This is a genomic window from Dactylosporangium sucinum (assembly GCF_014647515.1).
Classification (GTDB): domain Bacteria; phylum Actinomycetota; class Actinomycetes; order Mycobacteriales; family Micromonosporaceae; genus Dactylosporangium; species Dactylosporangium sucinum.
Genome location: NZ_BMPI01000001.1, coordinates 296,960 through 312,529 on the forward strand (window position 1 = coordinate 296,960; position 15,570 = coordinate 312,529).

The following is a 15,570-nucleotide window of genomic DNA, read 5'->3' on the forward strand; positions in this document are numbered from 1 at the left end:
CCAGCCGTCACCGACCAAGGAGAAGCCACCGTGTCCGTGCCCCGGGTCTCGGTCATCATGCCCAACTACAACCACGCCGACTCGCTCGACCGCACCATCGCGGCCGTCCGTGCGCAGACCGTGCCGCCGCTGGAGATCCTGTTCGTCGACGACTGCAGTACCGACGACTCCGTGGCGATCGCCAAGGCCGCCGGCGTCCGGGTCGTCAGCACGCCCGTCAACCGCGGACCGGCGGCAGCCCGCAACCTCGGCGCGCAGCTCGCGTCCGGCGACGTGCTGCTCTTCCTCGACTCCGACGTCGAACTGGCGCCGACCGTGATCGAGCGGGCCACGACGCTGCTGGACGCCCGGCCCGAGGTGGGCGCGGTCTGCGGCATGCTCGACGACGTCCCGCTCAAACGCGACAGCCTGCTGCAGGAGTGCCGGTGCCTCCAGGCGCACTACTGGCGGATCAGCTCCGAGGGCGTGGTGTCGTTCCTGTTCAGCGCGGTCTGTGCGATGCCGGCCGAGGTCTTCGCCGAGATGGGCCCGTTCGACCCGCGGCTGCGCGAGACCGAGGAGGTCGAGTACGGCCAGCGGCTCTCCACCCGATACCAGGTGCTGCTCACCTCGGCGCTGTCCGGCCGGCACCGCGACGAGCCGCGGCTCTGGCCGTTGCTGCGCAAGCTGTTCCGCCGCAGCCGGCTGCGTGTCCCGCTCTACACCAAGCGGCGCAGGTTCGCCAAGGGCTTCGAGACCTCGGCGCGCATCTTCGGCAGCGTCGCCGCCACCGCCGCGTTCCTGAGCCTTCCGGCGGTCCTGGCGGGTCCGCTCTTCGCGCTGGCGCCGGCTGCGCTGCTCGCCGCGTCGATCGGGTGCGACGCCGGGATGTACCGGTTCGTGTTCCGCCGCCGGGGAATCGGCTTCGGCCTGTTCTTCACCGGCGTGCAGGTGCTGCAGAGCGTGGCCATCGTGGCCGGCGCGGGCTTCGGCGCGCTGCAATGGCTCGCGTCGCGGGAGTTCCGCGGCCTGTACGACCTCGCCCCGCAGCCGCGGCCGATCCGGCTGTCAGCGGCATGAGCACGTGGTGCCGGGCTACCTGGCTCCTGCTTGCCGGGACCGGAGCCTGGCTGTCCTTCGTGGGCCTGCAGTGGCTGCTCACCGGGCGCTGGTGGCTCTGGCTGCTGCCCGACCTGATGCCGCCGCTGACGTTCCTGATCGTGCCGGTCCTGCTGGTCGCCGCGCTGCCGGCCGCCCGCCTGTCCGGCCGGCCGGTGCCGGCCAGCGCCACCTGGCTGGTCCTGGCGGGGACCATCACCGCCGGTGTGCTCGGCTGGCCGTACAACGGCCTCCATGTCCACGGTGGAGACTCCGACGCCGGCCCGGGGCTGCGGGTGTTCGCGTGGAACACCGAGTACTGGGGCCAGAACGTGGGGCGGGACCGGCTCTACGCGTTCCTGCGGGCACAGCACGCCGACGTCTACCTGCTGCAGGAGTACCTGCACTGGGACGAGGCGGCCGGGTTGGACGGCGCCCGGCAGGTGGACGACGAGGCGGCGCTGCGGGCCGCGTTCCCCGGCTACTCGATCGCCAGCCGCGGTGAGCTGCTGACGCTCAGCCGATTCCCGATCGTGGCCCGGCCGCCGGTCGGCCCGGACCGCGACCTGGCCGGCCTCGCGGCCGACTTCGACCAGGTGTTCGTCGCGGCCAAGGTGCTGCGCAGCGATCTCGTCGTCGACGGGCACATCATCTCGGCCTACAACGTCCACCTGCCGGTCCAGATCGACCTCGCGGTGAGCCGGCGGTTCTTCACCCTGATCCAGGAGCGGGACGAGCTTCGGCGCCGCCAGCTCGCCGGGCTGCGGGCCGACCTCGCCGCCAACAACCGTCCCGCGATCATCGCCGGGGACTTCAACACCAGCCCCGCGATGGGTGACATCGATGCGCTGCGCGCGACCCTGCACGACGCCAACACCGCACTGTACCCGGGGTCGTGGCCGGCCGGCCTGCCGCTGTGGCGGGTCGACTGGACCTTCACCACGGCCGGGCTGGTCGCCGGCGACTACCGGCTGGTGGCCACGGACGGGCTCTCCGACCACCGGGCGCAACAGGTGCGGATCGTCCTGAGAGGACAGTCTTGATGAAGGTCTCGGTGGTCATCCCCAACTACAACTACGGCAAGACCCTGGGCGCGTGTCTGCGCTCGGTCCGGCAGCAGACCCTCCAGCCGATCGAGGTGATCGTGGTCGACGACTGCAGCACCGACGACTCGGTCCGGATCGCCGAGGCGGCCGGGGCGACGGTGGTGCGGCACGCGGTCAACCGGGGCGTGTCGGCCGCCCGCAACACCGGGGTGGCGGCAAGCCGCGGCGACGTCGTCTTCTTCGTGGACTCCGACGTCGCCCTGGCCCCGGAGGCGATCGAGGAGGCCGTGCGCCTCCTGGCCGCGGAGCCGGACTGCGGCTGCGTCTTCGGGGTGTACGGGCCGGAGCCGCTCATCGACGACGGCCCGGTGGAGCGCCACCGGGTGCTGCACCTGCACTTCGCGCTGACCCGGCAGGTCGGGCGGACCGAGACCGCGGTGTTCGCGCTGGCCGCGATGCCGCGCCGGGTCTTCGACGAGATCGGCGGGTTCGACGAGCGGCTGCGCAGCGCGGAGGACGACGAGTACAGCGAACGACTCCGCACCCGCTACCGGATCCGGCTCACCGACCGGATGGTCGGCTACCACGACGAGGTGGACCGGCTGCCTGATGCGCTGCACGAGCAGTACCGGCGGGCGCAGCTCATGCCCTTCTCGGCCCGCAACCGGATGCGGCGCGGCGGGCTGGCCGTCAACCGCACCACCGGCGTGGCGGTTGTGGCGCTCATGCTGGCGACGCTGCCGCTGGGCCTGCTCGACCCGGCGCTGCTGGCGGTGCCCGGCGCGCTGCTGGCCGCCTTCGCGGTGGCCGACCCGCCGCTGGCCCGATTCGTGGCCCGCCGCAAGGGCCTCGCCTACCTGGCGTACTTCACCGGCGTCAACCTGCTCCTGCACATCGCGTTGCTGGCCGGCTGCGCCCGCGGCCTGCTGCGCGTCCTCACCGACCCGACCTTCGGCCCGAGCCGGCGCTTCACGATTGGCACGACATCATGACCACTCCCCTGGTTTCCGTGATCATCCCGAACTACAACTACGGCGCCACGATCGGCCTGTGCGTCGAGGCCGCGCAACGGCAGACCTACCAGCCGCTCGAGATCCTGGTCGTCGACGACTGCAGCACGGACGACTCGGTCGCGGTCGCGCGGTCCCTCGGCGCGCGGGTCGTGTCCACCGGTGTCAACGGCGGGGTCGCGGTCGCCCGCAACCTCGGCGCGGCCGAGGCGTCGGGCGCGATCCTGGTCTTCGTCGACTCGGACGTGGCCATGCACCCGGACGCGGTGGCCAACGCGGTCGCCGCGCTGCAGGCCGATCCCAGCGTCGGCGTGGTCGCCGGCACCTACGAGCCGGAGCCGCTCATCGTCAACGGCGTGGTCGAGCGGTACCGCAACTTCCACCAGTACTACTGGCTGGAGGCGGCGGCCGGCGAGCTGCACGACTTCGTGCCGACCGCCATCATGGCCATCCCCGCGATCGTGTACGCCGAGCTGGGCGGGTTCCTGCCGCACCTGCGCGAGACCGAGGGCGCCGACTTCGGCCGGCGGCTCGGTGCGCGGCACCGGATGCTGCTCAGCACGACGGTGCGCGGCAAGCACGACAACGATCCGACGCTGCGGGTGGTGCTGCGCAAGGTGTTCCACCGCACCCGGCTGCACATCCCGTTCTTCCTCGACCGTAGCCGGGTCGCTCAGGTGGCGACCAGCCAGCAGTCCGGCGGCTGCCTCGCCGCGGCGCTCGCCCTGGCCACTGCGCCGGCGGCGGCGTTGCTCGGCCCGATCGGTGCGCTGGTCCCGCTGGCGTTCTTCACCGCCTGGTGCCTCGGCGAGCGCCGGTTCTTCCGCGCTGCCCTGCGCCATCGGGGACCCGGCTTCGCCGTCGCCGTGGTGGCGCTGCACTATCTGGTGAACCTCACCACCGCGGCCGGGATCGCCGTCGGTCTCGCGCAGTGGGCCGGCTCCGCGCGGTTCCGCCGCCTGTACACCGGGCTCGCGACATGACCGCGACCATCACCTCGGCGCCTGCCGTGGCCGACCGGCCGGTGCGGGTCCGCATCCTGCGCATCGGACGGCGCGTCGTCGTGGCGGCCGGCGTCGCCTGGTTGGTCTTCGCCGGGCTCAACGTGGTGCTGAGCGGCCGCTGGTGGCTGTGGCTCGTGCCGGGTCTCCTGCCACCGCTGGCCTTCGCCGTGGTGCCGGCGGTGCTCACCATCGGCACCGCCCTGCTCCGGCTGGGCCGCCGGCCGCTGGTGATCGCGCTGGCCGGCCTCGCGGTCGGCGGGGCTCAGGCAGGCTTCAACCCGGCGACGCTGCTGCCGCCGCCGGGGGACGTGGCCGGCACCCACCTCAAGGTCGTGGCGTGGAACACGGAGGTGTGGGACGACTGGGACGACCCGGCGCGGTTCCTCGCCTTCCTGCGCGCCCAGGACGCCGACGTGTACCTGCTGCAGGAGTACGCGGAGAACGGCCTGCACCCCGGCGACTTCCCCGGCTACACCGCGATCGAGCGCGGCGAGCTGCTGACGCTCACCCGGCTGCCGGTTCGGCGGGTCGTCGCGCTGCCCGCCGAACCGGCCTCCGGCAGCAGCTGGCGGCAGGTGTACGAGCAGGTCAAGTCGCTGCGCGTGGACGTGACAGCGGGCGGCGGGACCCTCTCGGTCTACAACGTGCACATGCCGATCCAGCTGGACCTCGTGAGCCCGCTGTCGGCGGACTTCTACCGGCAGTTGCGCCTCCGCGACGCGGCGCGGCAGCGGCAGTACACCTCCCTGGAGGAGGACGTGCGAGGCAACCGCAACCCGATCGTCGTCGCCGGGGACTTCAACACCAGCCCGGCGATGGGCGACATCCGGCGGCTGGCCGACTCGCTGCACGACGCGGCGAGCGGCGACCGGTCCCTGTATCCGGCGTCGTGGCGCTCGTACTGGCCGGTCGACCTGTGGCGCCTCGATTGGGCGTTCACGTCCGACGCGGTGGCGGTGCGGCGGTACGAGTTCGTCGACCCCCGCGGCATGTCGGACCACAGCCTGCAGCGGATCGAGCTGACCGTGCGGAGCTCACGATGAGACGACGGGTCTTCGCGGTGCTGCGCATCCTCGCGTACGGGCTGGTCCTCCTGTTCCTCGGCAGCCAGCTGTGGTGGGCGCGGCACGGCCTGGTCGACAGCGTCCGAACGGTCGGGCTGGGCAATGCGCTGCTCGCGGCGGTCCTCGCGGGTGTCGGCGGCCTGCCCGGCATGTTCGGCTGGCGGATCCTGCTGGCCGGCCTGGGCACCCGGCTGCCGACCCGCGAGGCGCTGCGGGTGTACTTCGTGGGCGGGCTCGCCCGCTACCTCCCCGGCGGGATCTGGCCGGCCGTGGCGCACGCGAGCATGGCCACGTCGCTCGGGGAGCCGCCGGTCCGGCTGGCCGCCGCCTTCCTGGCCAGTCAGGGGCTCGCGGTGGTGGCCGGGTTGCTGGTCGGGCTACTCGCCCTGCCCGCCCTGGTGGCGGCGAGTCCACTGTGGTGGCTGCTGCTGCCGGTGCTCGCCGCCGCCGTGGTGCCCGTCCTGGCTCCCGGAACGCTCCGCGCGCCGTTGACGCTCGGCGCCCGGCTGCTGCGCCGCAACACCACGCTGGAGCTGCCCGGCCGGGCCGCACTGGGCAAGGCCACCGCGTTGATGACGCTGGGCTGGCTCATCAGCGGTACCCACGTGGCGGTCCTGGCCGTCGCGCTCGGCGCGGATCCGCTCACCACGCTCACCGTCGGCGTCGGCGGCTTCGCGCTCTCGGTGGTCGCCGGGGTGGTGGCGCTGGTGCTCCCGTCCGGCCTCGGCGTGCGCGAGCTGGTGCTCGGGCTCACGCTGGCCACCCTGCTCACCGGCCCGGCCCTGGTCACCGTGGTGGCGCTGAGCCGGATCCTCATCACCGTCGTCGACGCGGCCTCCACGTTGGTCGTCCTGGCCGCGCTGGGCGTGTTCCGCCCGGCCCGGGTTCCCGCCCCGCTCACCCTCGAAAGGATTCCGTCGTGACCCCCTTCTCGGTGTCTTCCACGTCCTCCGACCGGCCCGGTGTCCGCCGATGGGGACGGCGGGTCCGGGCCGCCGTCAGCACCTCGTCCGGCCTCGAGCTGCTCGGCGCGCTGCCGGTCCTGCGCGCGCCGGTGCGGTACCTCGACCGCCACCCGGTGCTGCACGGCACGGTGCTGTCCGCGTTCGGGCTGCGCCGCCCGCTGTTCGTCGACCACCTCGGCGATCCGCAGCCCCGCTACGGGTACGGGCGGCCGGTCCACCCGCAGCTCGCCGCGCGGTTCGCCGAGGGGCGGGACCGGTATCGCGAGCGCCTGTCCAGCTTCCGCGCGCACCTGGACGCCTTCCGGGCGATCCCGCTGCAGGCCGAGCTGACCGACCCGATGCCGTACTGGCGCAACGGCTGGCTGCCGCCGCTCGACGCGCTGGCGCTCACCGGATTCCTGGCGGAGACCAACCCGCGCCGGTACCTGGAGATCGGCTCGGGCAACTCGACGAAGTTCGCCCGCCGAGCCATCGCCGACCATGGCCTGCGCACCACGATCACCTCGATCGACCCGGCGCCGCGAGCCGAGATCGACGCGCTGTGCGACACCGTGATCCGCGAACCGCTGGAGCACACCGACCTCGGCCGGTTCGACGAGCTGGAGGCCGGCGACATCGTCTTCTTCGACGGCTCGCACCGGGCGTTCATGGGCTCCGACGTCACCGTGTTCTTCTTCGAGGTGCTGCCCCGGCTGCGGCCGGGCGTGCTGGTGCACATCCACGACATCCTGCTGCCGAGCGACTATCCGCCGGAGTGGCGCTGGCGGGCCTACTCCGAGCAGTACCTGCTGGCGGCGTTCCTGCTGGCCGATCGGGGGCGATACGTGGTGGAACTGCCCAACGCGTACCTCGCCGACGACCCGGCGCTGGGTGGCCTGTTCGACGACCTGTGGGCGGACCTGGGCCTGGGCGACCGCCTGCATCCTTCGTCGTTCTGGCTCTCGGTCGAGCCCTGAACCACAGGTCGGGCCCTCCACCGCCCCGGCGACTCGTTGCGGCGGTGGAGGGCCCGACCTGTGGGGTCGCCCAACCCGGCAGCGGATCAGGGCCGACCCGTGGGGGCGGTGCTCAGCGCGGTTGCGCCACGAGTGCGCGTTCGGTGGCGGCCCGGACCGCCGCGTCGTGCTCCGGCAGCAGCCGCATGCGGGGTGGGCGGCAGGCTCCCCCGTGGCGTCCGGTGAGGTCCATGGCGAGCTTGATCGCCTGGACGAACTCGGTCCTGGCATCCCAGCGCAGCAGCGGGTGCAGCGTCCGGTAGAGCGGCAGCGCGGTGGGCAGATCACCGGCGACGGCGGCTTTGTACAGTCGCACGCAGGCCGCCGGCAGCGCGTTGGGGAAGCCGGCGATCCAGCCGGTCGCGCCGGCCAGGGCCATCTCGACGACCAGGTCGTCGGTGCCGATCAGCACGTCCACCTCGGGGGCCAGCTCGGCGAGCTGGTAGCCGCGGCGCGCGTCGCCGCTGAACTCCTTGACGGCGACGATGGAGCCCTCGGCATGCAGTCGCGCCACCAGCTCCGGGGTGAGGTCGACCCGGGTGTCGTACGGGTTGTTGTAGGCCACGACGGGCAGGCCCACCTTGGCCACCTCGGCGTAGTGCGTGAGCACCGCACGCTCGTCGGCCCGATAAGCGTTGGGCGGCAGCAGCAGCACCGCGTGCGCTCCGGCCTCCGCAGCCTGCTCCGCCCACCGCCGCGCGTCGCGCGTGCCGTAGGCGGCGACGCCCGGCACGACGGAGAACCCTTCCGGGGCCGCGGCGACCGCGGCGCGCACCACGTCGGCGCGTTCGCGGTCGTCGAGCACCTGATACTCGCCCAGGGAGCCGTTGGGGACGACACCGTCACAGCCGGATCGAGCGAGCCAGCGCACGTGCTCGGCGTAGCCGTCCAGATCGACGGACAGGTCGTCCCGGAACGGCAGTGCGGTCGCCACGACCACACCGTGCCAGGGCAGGCTTGCCATGATGGTCCTCCTACGGTTGCGATGCGGACGGATCGGGTGCGGCGTCGGCCAGCAGACGCAGCGGTACGGGTTGCGCGATGGGCCGGCCGGCCCACGCGGCGAGGTCGGCCGGCGTCGCCGGCCGACCCCCGAAGCGGGTGACGAGTGCGGCAACGGCGTGTCCGCAGACTCGTCCCTGGCACCAGCCCATGCCGGCGCGGGTGAGCAGTTTCGCGGTGCGCAGCTGCACCGCGCCGTCCCGCTCGACCGCCGCGCGCACGTGTACTGCGGGGACCTCCTCGCAGCGGCAGACGATCGTGGCCGGCGTGAGCCAGTCGGCCCACCCGGCGGGGATCCGGTAGACGTCGTGCATGGCGGCGGCGAACCGGCGCAGTGCGGTCCGGCGGGACAGCAACCGTCCGGGGATCGCGCCCGGCCGTCCGGCGGCGGCGCGGATCGCGAGTCCGGCGATGGTCCCTTCCACCTCGGAGAGCGCCGCGCCGCCGATGCCGGTCACCTCACCGGCGGCGTAGACCGACGGCACGTCGGTGCGCTGCCCGGCGTCGACGTCGACGACCACGCTGCCGTCGGCGTCGACTCGCGTGGCGCAGCCGAGCTGCGCCAGCAGCTCGATCTGCGGGGCGAACCCGTAGCCGATCGCCAGGGTGTCGCACGCCACGCGGCGCCGGGTCCCCGGCACGGGACTGCCGGCGCGGTCCAGTCGCGCGACCGTCACCGCGTCCAGCCGCGTGTCGCCGTGCGCGGCCACGACCGCCCAGCCGTTGTGCACCGGGGTGCCGTGGCGCAGCAGCGTCGTGTGGTATCGCGCGGCCTCGGCGACCTTGCCGGCGTTGCGGGCGAGGGTCGACGCGTGGCGCAGGAACCGGCTGGTGCGCGCGGCCTCGTAGACACCGGCCACGGTGGCGCCGGCGCGGCCCAGCCCGGCGGCCACCGGCAGCAGGAACGGTCCCGACCCCGCCACCACCACGCGGTGTCCCGCGAGCACCAGATTTCCCTTGAGCAGTGCCTGGGCCGCGCCGGCGGTCAGCACCCCGGGCAGGTCCCAGCCGGGGAACGGCAGTTGCCGGTCGTAACCGCCGGTGGCGACCAGCAGCGCCCGCCCGCGGATCGTGACGCCCACCGGTCGGCGCGGCTCGGTCACGGCGCGCACGGTGACCAGGTCGTCCGCCCGTTCCACCGACCACACGTGGTGATCGGGCAGGTGTGTGACTCCAGCGAGCCGGGCCAGGCGATCGCGCAGGGCCGCGAAGTGCCGCCAGCCGTGGTGCAGCGCCTGCGGCCGGGCGGCGTGGAACGTGCCCGGCGGCTGCCGGTGGTACTGCCCGCCCAGGCGCGGTGCGGCGTCGACGAGTGCGACGCGCAGACCTGCCTCCCCCGCCGTGCGGGCGGCGGACATGCCGGCCGGGCCGGCGCCGATGACGATCGCGTCGTATGTGGTCATCACATGGTCCCGGTGCGCACGACGTCGCCGGGGCGGGCCTCGATCTGACACGCGCGCAGCGCCGGCCGGTCGTTGACGGTGACCAGGCAGTCGAAGCAGATCCCGATGCCGCAGAACAGTCCGCGGGGGCGGCCGGCGCCGCGGGTCTGCCGGGTGCTCCGCACGCCGGCCGCCCACAGCGCGGCGCCGATCGTCTGCCCCGGGACGGCGGGCACCGGCCGGTCGTCCACGGTGATCTCGAACGGCGGATCGGGATCGGCGCGGACGAGCCGCCAGGACGCCGGTGGTTGACTCACGTCGCCTCCTCGGTGAGCGCGCCGGGGCGCGGGTCGTCTGCCGGGTCGCCGAACCGGTCGGGCCGGAACGGACGCAGGTCGAGCGCCGGCTCGGCGCCGGTGAGCAGCTGGCCGATGAGGTGGCCCGAGGCAAGGGCGAGACCGATCCCGGCGCCCTCGTGACCGCACGCGTGCAACAGTCCGGGCACCCGGGGGTGGGCGCCCAGCGCCGGCAGGTGGTCCGGCAGGTACGGCCGGAACCCGAGGTAGGCCCGGATGACCGAGCTGTCGGCGAGCACGGGGAACAGGCCGATCGCCAGCGCGGCGAGCCGGGCCAGCACCGGCACCGGCATCGCCCGGTCGAACCCGACCCGCTCCCGGCTGGCACCGATGAGCACGGTGCCGGCTCGGGTGCCCTCGATGACCGGTGAGATCTGCAGGTCGGCGGCGTCGCTCAGGACGTCGCTCGTGTAGCCGGCGCCGTAGACCTTGTGCCGGACGATCACCGGCAGCGGCTGCGAGACGAGGATGCAGCCCCGCCGCGGCAGCACCGGCATCCGCACACCGGCGAGCGCGGCGACGTGACCGGCCCAGACTCCCGCCGCGTTGACCACGAACTGCGCCGGGATCACGCCGCCCGGGGTGCCGACGCTGGTAACCCGTCCGTGCCGGCCGCGACGCAGTGCGATCGCCGGCGTGTCCGGGTGGACCGTGGCGCCGCGTTCGCGGGCGAGGCGCAGCAGCAACGCCGCCGCGAGCATCGGCTGGACCTGGGCATCCTGCGGGTATTGGACGCCGCCGGCGAGTCCCGGGGCGAGGTGGGGCTCCAGTTCCGCCAGGTCGTCCGGTGCGACGACCTGGGTCTGCACGCCGACCGCTCGCTGCGCGTCCGCGAACCGGCGCAACGCCTGCATGTCGGCCTCGTCGGCGGCGACGACCAGGCCGCCCTTCGACTCGTACTCGACGGTGTCGCCGTGCTCCGCGCCGAACTGCCGCCACAACGTGCTCGACAGCAGGGCGAGGTCGAGCTCCGGCCCCGGACCCTTGTCCGAGACGAGGATGTTGCCCTCCCCCGCGCCGGTGGTGCCGCCGATGACCGGTCCACGATCGAGCACCGCCACCCGCAGGCCGGCGCGTGACGCGGCGTAGGCGCAGGCCGCGCCGACGATCCCGGCGCCGATCACCACCACATCGGTTCCGCGGGGCACATCCAGCACGCCAGTAATATGTCACACACCACAGTCGATGACAACGGGCGGCAGCGGCAGCGGCCGAATGCCGCACCCGCTCTGTCCGCCGGGCCCGGCGTAGGCGAAAATGCCAGGGCGCCGAGCCGGGGGCCGCCCGGCGCATCGAGGTGGAAGGTGGCGAGAGATGAGTCCGGAAGACCCGTCAGGGGCGGGCGGAGACGCCGGCCTCGGCCTGCCGGTCATGCGACACCGGCGCAGCCTGCGGGAGGACGTCACGCAGGCGCTCCGGGCCGCGATCATCGCCGGGCGGTTGCGTCCGGACGTGCTCTACTCCGCCCCGACCCTGGCGAGGGAATTCGGCGTGTCCCCGACTCCGGTCCGCGAGGCGATCCTCGACCTCGCGAAGGAGGACCTGGTGACCATCGCCAAGAACAAGGGTTTCCGGGTCAACTCGATCTCCGACGAGGAGCTGGACGAGATCACCCAGATCCGCGAGCTCCTCGAGGTGCCGACCGTCGCGGGACTGGCCGGCCGGCTCACCGACGAACAGCTCAGGCGCCTGCAGTCGCTGGCGGACGCCATCGTCGGCGCCGCGCGCATGTCGGACGTCGTCGGATACATCGAGGCCGACACGGCGTTCCACCTGACGCTGCTCACCTTCGCCGGCAATTCGCGACTCACCGCCCTGGTCGCCGACCTGCGCAACCGCAGCCGGCTGTACGGTCTGGGCACCCTGCTCAGCGAGGGCACGCTGATCGACTCGGCGAGCGAACATCTGCAGCTCGTCGAACTGCTGCGCACGAAGAACAAACGTGCGATCGTGGAACACACCCGCCGCCATTTGCGTCACGTCCGCGGAATCTGGGCCGATCGCCCCGAAACCGCTCATTGATCGCCGCCATCGGGAAACAGCGCCGCCGGAAACCGCGCACGAACGCCCGCCGACCCCGCGGGCGGAGATCGGCGAGGTCCGGGCTCATGTGTGGTCGTGCGTCGCCGATGAGCTAATCGCCGTGCAGCCCGGGGCTCGCGGGTGCGGCAGGAAGGCCACGAAGGTGAGGTGACCCGATGAGCGCGGTGCGGCCCCCGGAGCAGCGACCGGCGTTTCGCGCCTTCACCGCCGTGTCAGCGGTCGTCGGTGTGGCGGTCCTGGCATTGTCCGGGACGCAATGGGCAGAGAGGTTCGGCCAGCCGCACGTGCTGCAGCAGGACGCGGCCGCTGTCGCATTGACCGCGCTCGCGCTGGCCGTCGTCGCTCGATCACCTTTGGTGATGTCCGGCCTGCGCGGCGAGGTGACGATTCTTCTCGACACCACCGTCTACGTCGTCGCGGCGCACATCGTGCCGTTCAGCGTCGCCGTGCAGTGCGTCGCGGTCGGGATGATCGTCGCGTGCTGGACGCTGTCCATGAACACCATGGTCCGGGTGGCCCACCTCACCGCCGCGACGACGGTGTGGGCAGGCGTCATCGCGGTCAAGCCGCTCGTGGAGGGATGGCTCAGCGGCTTTCCCCAGCTGCTGGCCAGCACGCTGGTCCTGGGCATACTCGGCGAGACGGGCACGCTCGCCGTCGTCGCCGTGACCGCCTACTTCGCCCGCGGCCGCAACGCGTTGGCACTGTTCAACGCGAGCATCGGCGTGGAGCTGCTGGTCGGGTGCGCGCAAGGCGCGTTGGCGTGCCTGGCCGTCGCGATCATCCGCGACGCGCCGGCCGCCGCCCCGTTGCTGGTGGTGCCGATCGGCATGCTCATGGTGATCTCCCGCGCGCTGGTCCGCTCGCAGCTGGCCAACATCCGCAGCTCGGTGCTCTCCGACGCGGTGCTGCACCTGCAACAGTGCGCCGACCCGGCCGCGATCCTGCAGAGCACGCCCGACCACGCGGCCCGGATGCTGCGGTCCCGGCAGGTCCAGTACCTCGACCGGCCGGCCCGCAAGGGCGAGATCCACGCGGTCGTCCACCGGCCGGACGGCACACCGCTGCTGCTGCTCGCCGAGCCCCGCACCACCAACGAACGCTTCCGCGCCGAGGACGAGCAGGCGCTGGCGGCGCTCGCGGCGACCGCGACCGCGGCGCTGCGCACCATCGATCTCATCGCGACCATGCGCTGGCGGGCGATGCACGACGCGTTGACCCAGCTGCCCAACCGGGCCATGTTCCTGGAGCGCGCCGACGAGGCGCTGACCCAGCGTCGCCCGGACGAGCTGGTCGCGATCCTCTTCGTGGACCTGGACGGGTTCAAGGCGGTCAACGACACCCTGGGACACGACGTCGGCGACGTCCTGCTGCAGGAGACGGCCACCCGCCTGGCCGAGGTGGTCCGGACCCCGAACACGATCGCCCGGCTCGGCGGCGACGAGTTCTGCGTGCTGCTGCGCGATGCCGCCTCACCCGCGGCCGTCGACGAGGTCGTCGACGACATCTGCCGGCGCGTCGCCGAACCGGTCGTCGTCGGCGGGAGGCACGCGTGCGTCGGAGCGAGCATCGGCATCGCCACCGCGCCCGACGACGGCGTCACCACCTCCGCGCTGATGCAACGGGCCGACGAACGGATGTACAGCCGCAAGCACTCCCGGCGTGGCACCGGCGGCCCCGAACACGAGCGGGCCGCAAGCATGCAGCCTCGTTGACCGCGTCATGCCGGGGAACCGTCCTGCGACACCGCGCCGAGCCTGGGATACAGCGGCCGCCGGGACGCCAGCCCGCTCACGCGGGCGCGCAGGAGTGCCATGGCCGCGGCGTCGAGCGCCGGATGCAGCGCCTGCGCGACGATGTCGGCGACCTCGCGGAAGTCGTCCGCCTCGAAGCCGCGGGTGGCGAGCGCCGCGGTGCCGATACGCAGGCCCGACGTGACCATCGGCGGCCTGGGGTCAAACGGCACCGCGTTGCGGTTGACGGTGATGCCGATGGCGTGCAGCCGGTCCTCGGCCTGCCGCCCGTCGAGCTCGGATGTCCGGAGGTCGACGAGCACCAGGTGGACGTCGGTGCCGCCGGTCAGCACGCGCACGCCCGCGGTGGCCGCGTCGGCGGCGCACAGCCGGCCGGCGAGGATGCGTGCGCCCTGCAGGGTGCGCGCCTGCCGCGCGCGGAACTCATCGGACCTGGCGATCCGGAACGCCACCGCCTTCGCGGCGACGACGTGCTCCAGGGGCCCGCCCTGCTGGCCGGGGAAGACGGCCGCGGCGAGCCGCTTCGCCTGCTCGGCGGTGGACAGGATCACCCCGCCTCGCGGGCCGCCGAGCGTCTTGTGCGTGGTCGTGGTGACCACGTCGGCGTGCGGCACCGGATTGGGGTGCAGCCCGGCGGCGACCAGCCCGGCGAAGTGCGCCATGTCGACCATCAGCAGGGCCCCGACCGAATCGGCGATCCGGCGGAACGCGGCGAAGTCGAGGTGCCTCGGATACGCCGACCAGCCGGCGATGATCATCTTGGGCCGGTGGGTCCGGGCGAGGTCGCCGACCTCGTCCATGTCGACGAGGCCGTCGTGGTCGCGCACGTGGTACGGCACCGCCCGGTACAGCAGGCCGGAGAAGTTGCGGCGCATGCCGTGGCTGAGGTGACCGCCGTGCGCGAGGTCGAGGCCGAGGATCGTGTCGCCGGGCTCGAGCAGCGCGGCCATGGCCGCCGCGTTGGCCTGCGCGCCGGAGTGCGGCTGCACGTTGGCGTACTCGGCGCCGAACAGCTCGCACACGCGATCGATCGCGAGGCGCTCCACCACGTCGACGTGTTCGCAGCCGCCGTAGTAGCGGCGGCCCGGGTATCCCTCGGCGTACTTGTTGGTCAGCACGCTGCCCTGGGCCTGCAGCACCGCCACGGGCGCGAAGTTCTCCGACGCGATCATCTCCAGGGTGTCCTGCTGCCGGCGCAGTTCCCGGTCGAGCGCCCCGGCGACCTCGGGATCGACGACGGCCAGTGCCTCGTCGAGCACGCCGGTCACCGGGGCTCCTCGACGTCCGCGCCGACCAGGGCCGCGTAGGCCTGTGCGTCGAGCAGGTCGGGTGTGCCGGTGATCCGCAGCCGCAGCAGCCAGCCCCGGCCGTACGGCTCGGTGTTGACCAGGCCCGGATCGGCGACCACGTCGGCGTTGACCTCGACGACGACGCCGTCGGCGGGGGCGTACAGGTCGCTGACCGCCTTGGTGGACTCGACCTCGCCGCACGGCTCGCCGGCGCGCAGCGTGGCGCCGACCGCGGGCAGGTCCAGGTACACGACGTCGCCGAGCGCCTCGGCGGCGACGGCGGTCACCCCGCTGACGGACACGTCGTCGCCGATCGCGAGCCACTCGTGGTCTTTGGTGTACCGCAGGTCGCGGGGAACGGAAGGCATGGCACTCATCTCCGGACGAAGGGCATGGCGACAACGTCCACGTCGACGTGGTTTGTGCGCACGGCGTGGTGTTCGAGCAGCTCGCTGCTGTAGCGCAGCGGCATCTTCCAGCCGGCGAAGGTGATGAAGGTGGCGCCCAGGACGCGGTGCGCGTCGTGAAGCGCGGTGCGGTGCTTGACCACGAGAGGCTCCCTGATGGTGATGCCGCCGCTGCG

General features: G+C 73.1%; 16 protein-coding genes. 9 read left to right on the plus strand and 7 right to left on the minus strand.

Annotated features, from left to right (window positions below):
- Window positions 1-30: 30 nt before the first annotated feature.
- Genes IEZ31_RS00975 through IEZ31_RS01005 form a run of 7 tightly spaced genes read left to right on the plus strand, consistent with a single transcriptional unit; the run spans window position 31 to window position 7,122 of the window.
- Window positions 31-1,059 carry a glycosyltransferase family 2 protein gene (locus tag IEZ31_RS00975; RefSeq protein ID WP_229833892.1) on the plus strand — a complete coding sequence of 343 codons (1,029 nt, stop codon included), beginning with the start codon at window positions 31-33 and terminating at the stop codon, window positions 1,057-1,059.
- Window positions 1,056-2,120 carry an endonuclease/exonuclease/phosphatase family protein gene (locus tag IEZ31_RS00980; protein ID WP_190247745.1) on the plus strand — a complete coding sequence of 355 codons (1,065 nt, stop codon included), beginning with the start codon at window positions 1,056-1,058 and terminating at the stop codon, window positions 2,118-2,120. Before IEZ31_RS00975 ends, IEZ31_RS00980 begins: the two co-directional genes overlap by 4 nt.
- Window positions 2,120-3,115, plus strand: coding sequence for a glycosyltransferase family 2 protein (locus tag IEZ31_RS00985; RefSeq protein ID WP_190247746.1), 996 nt, complete (start codon window positions 2,120-2,122; stop codon window positions 3,113-3,115). Before IEZ31_RS00980 ends, IEZ31_RS00985 begins: the two co-directional genes overlap by 1 nt.
- Window positions 3,112-4,116 (plus strand): glycosyltransferase, encoded by a 1,005-nt coding sequence (locus IEZ31_RS00990; RefSeq protein WP_190247747.1) that lies wholly within the window; start codon window positions 3,112-3,114, stop codon window positions 4,114-4,116. The genes IEZ31_RS00985 and IEZ31_RS00990 overlap by 4 nt, the downstream gene beginning before the upstream one ends.
- Window positions 4,113-5,180, plus strand: a complete 1,068-nt coding sequence (locus tag IEZ31_RS00995; protein ID WP_190247748.1) for an endonuclease/exonuclease/phosphatase family protein — start codon at window positions 4,113-4,115, stop codon at window positions 5,178-5,180. The genes IEZ31_RS00990 and IEZ31_RS00995 overlap by 4 nt, the downstream gene beginning before the upstream one ends.
- Window positions 5,177-6,124 carry a lysylphosphatidylglycerol synthase domain-containing protein gene (locus IEZ31_RS01000; RefSeq protein WP_190247749.1) on the plus strand — a complete coding sequence of 316 codons (948 nt, stop codon included), beginning with the start codon at window positions 5,177-5,179 and terminating at the stop codon, window positions 6,122-6,124. Before IEZ31_RS00995 ends, IEZ31_RS01000 begins: the two co-directional genes overlap by 4 nt.
- On the plus strand, window positions 6,121-7,122 hold the full coding sequence (locus tag IEZ31_RS01005; RefSeq protein ID WP_229833900.1) for a class I SAM-dependent methyltransferase: 1,002 nt from the start codon (window positions 6,121-6,123) through the stop codon (window positions 7,120-7,122). The genes IEZ31_RS01000 and IEZ31_RS01005 overlap by 4 nt, the downstream gene beginning before the upstream one ends.
- A gap of 112 nt (window positions 7,123-7,234) precedes the next feature.
- Here IEZ31_RS01005 and IEZ31_RS01010 read toward each other — a convergent pair whose 3' ends face one another.
- Genes IEZ31_RS01010 through IEZ31_RS01025 form a run of 4 tightly spaced genes read right to left on the minus strand, consistent with a single transcriptional unit; the run spans window position 7,235 to window position 11,058 of the window.
- Window positions 7,235-8,125, minus strand: coding sequence for a dihydrodipicolinate synthase family protein (locus tag IEZ31_RS01010; protein WP_190247750.1), 891 nt, complete (start codon window positions 8,123-8,125; stop codon window positions 7,235-7,237).
- Between the two features lie 10 nt (window positions 8,126-8,135).
- Window positions 8,136-9,566, minus strand: coding sequence for an FAD-dependent oxidoreductase (locus IEZ31_RS01015; protein ID WP_190247751.1), 1,431 nt, complete (start codon window positions 9,564-9,566; stop codon window positions 8,136-8,138).
- Window positions 9,566-9,862, minus strand: coding sequence for a (2Fe-2S)-binding protein (locus IEZ31_RS01020; RefSeq protein WP_190247752.1), 297 nt, complete (start codon window positions 9,860-9,862; stop codon window positions 9,566-9,568). Before IEZ31_RS01020 ends, IEZ31_RS01015 begins: the two co-directional genes overlap by 1 nt.
- On the minus strand, window positions 9,859-11,058 hold the full coding sequence (locus IEZ31_RS01025) for an NAD(P)/FAD-dependent oxidoreductase (protein WP_229833902.1): 1,200 nt from the start codon (window positions 11,056-11,058) through the stop codon (window positions 9,859-9,861). The genes IEZ31_RS01020 and IEZ31_RS01025 overlap by 4 nt, the downstream gene beginning before the upstream one ends.
- 157 nt (window positions 11,059-11,215) lie before the next feature.
- Between IEZ31_RS01025 and IEZ31_RS01030 the strand changes: the two genes are divergently transcribed.
- Window positions 11,216-11,923 (plus strand): GntR family transcriptional regulator, encoded by a 708-nt coding sequence (locus tag IEZ31_RS01030; RefSeq protein ID WP_229833904.1) that lies wholly within the window; start codon window positions 11,216-11,218, stop codon window positions 11,921-11,923.
- A gap of 176 nt (window positions 11,924-12,099) precedes the next feature.
- A complete protein-coding gene (locus IEZ31_RS01035; RefSeq protein WP_229833906.1) occupies window positions 12,100-13,659 on the plus strand; it encodes a GGDEF domain-containing protein in 1,560 nt (519 codons plus the stop codon).
- Window positions 13,660-13,664: 5 nt separating this feature from the next.
- Here the strand turns inward: IEZ31_RS01035 and glyA are convergent, their stop codons facing one another.
- The 3 genes from glyA to IEZ31_RS01050 are packed head-to-tail and all read right to left on the minus strand — an operon-like array spanning window position 13,665 to window position 15,537.
- Window positions 13,665-14,966 (minus strand): serine hydroxymethyltransferase, encoded by a 1,302-nt coding sequence (glyA, locus tag IEZ31_RS01040; protein ID WP_190247754.1) that lies wholly within the window; start codon window positions 14,964-14,966, stop codon window positions 13,665-13,667.
- The gene (gene gcvH / locus IEZ31_RS01045) at window positions 14,963-15,355 is read right to left on the minus strand and encodes a glycine cleavage system protein GcvH (RefSeq protein WP_190247755.1); all 393 of its coding nucleotides are present in this window, start codon (window positions 15,353-15,355) and stop codon (window positions 14,963-14,965) included. Before gcvH ends, glyA begins: the two co-directional genes overlap by 4 nt.
- A 5-nt stretch (window positions 15,356-15,360) precedes the next feature.
- Window positions 15,361-15,537, minus strand: a complete 177-nt coding sequence (locus tag IEZ31_RS01050) for a hypothetical protein (protein ID WP_190247756.1) — start codon at window positions 15,535-15,537, stop codon at window positions 15,361-15,363.
- Window positions 15,538-15,570: the final 33 nt, after the last annotated feature.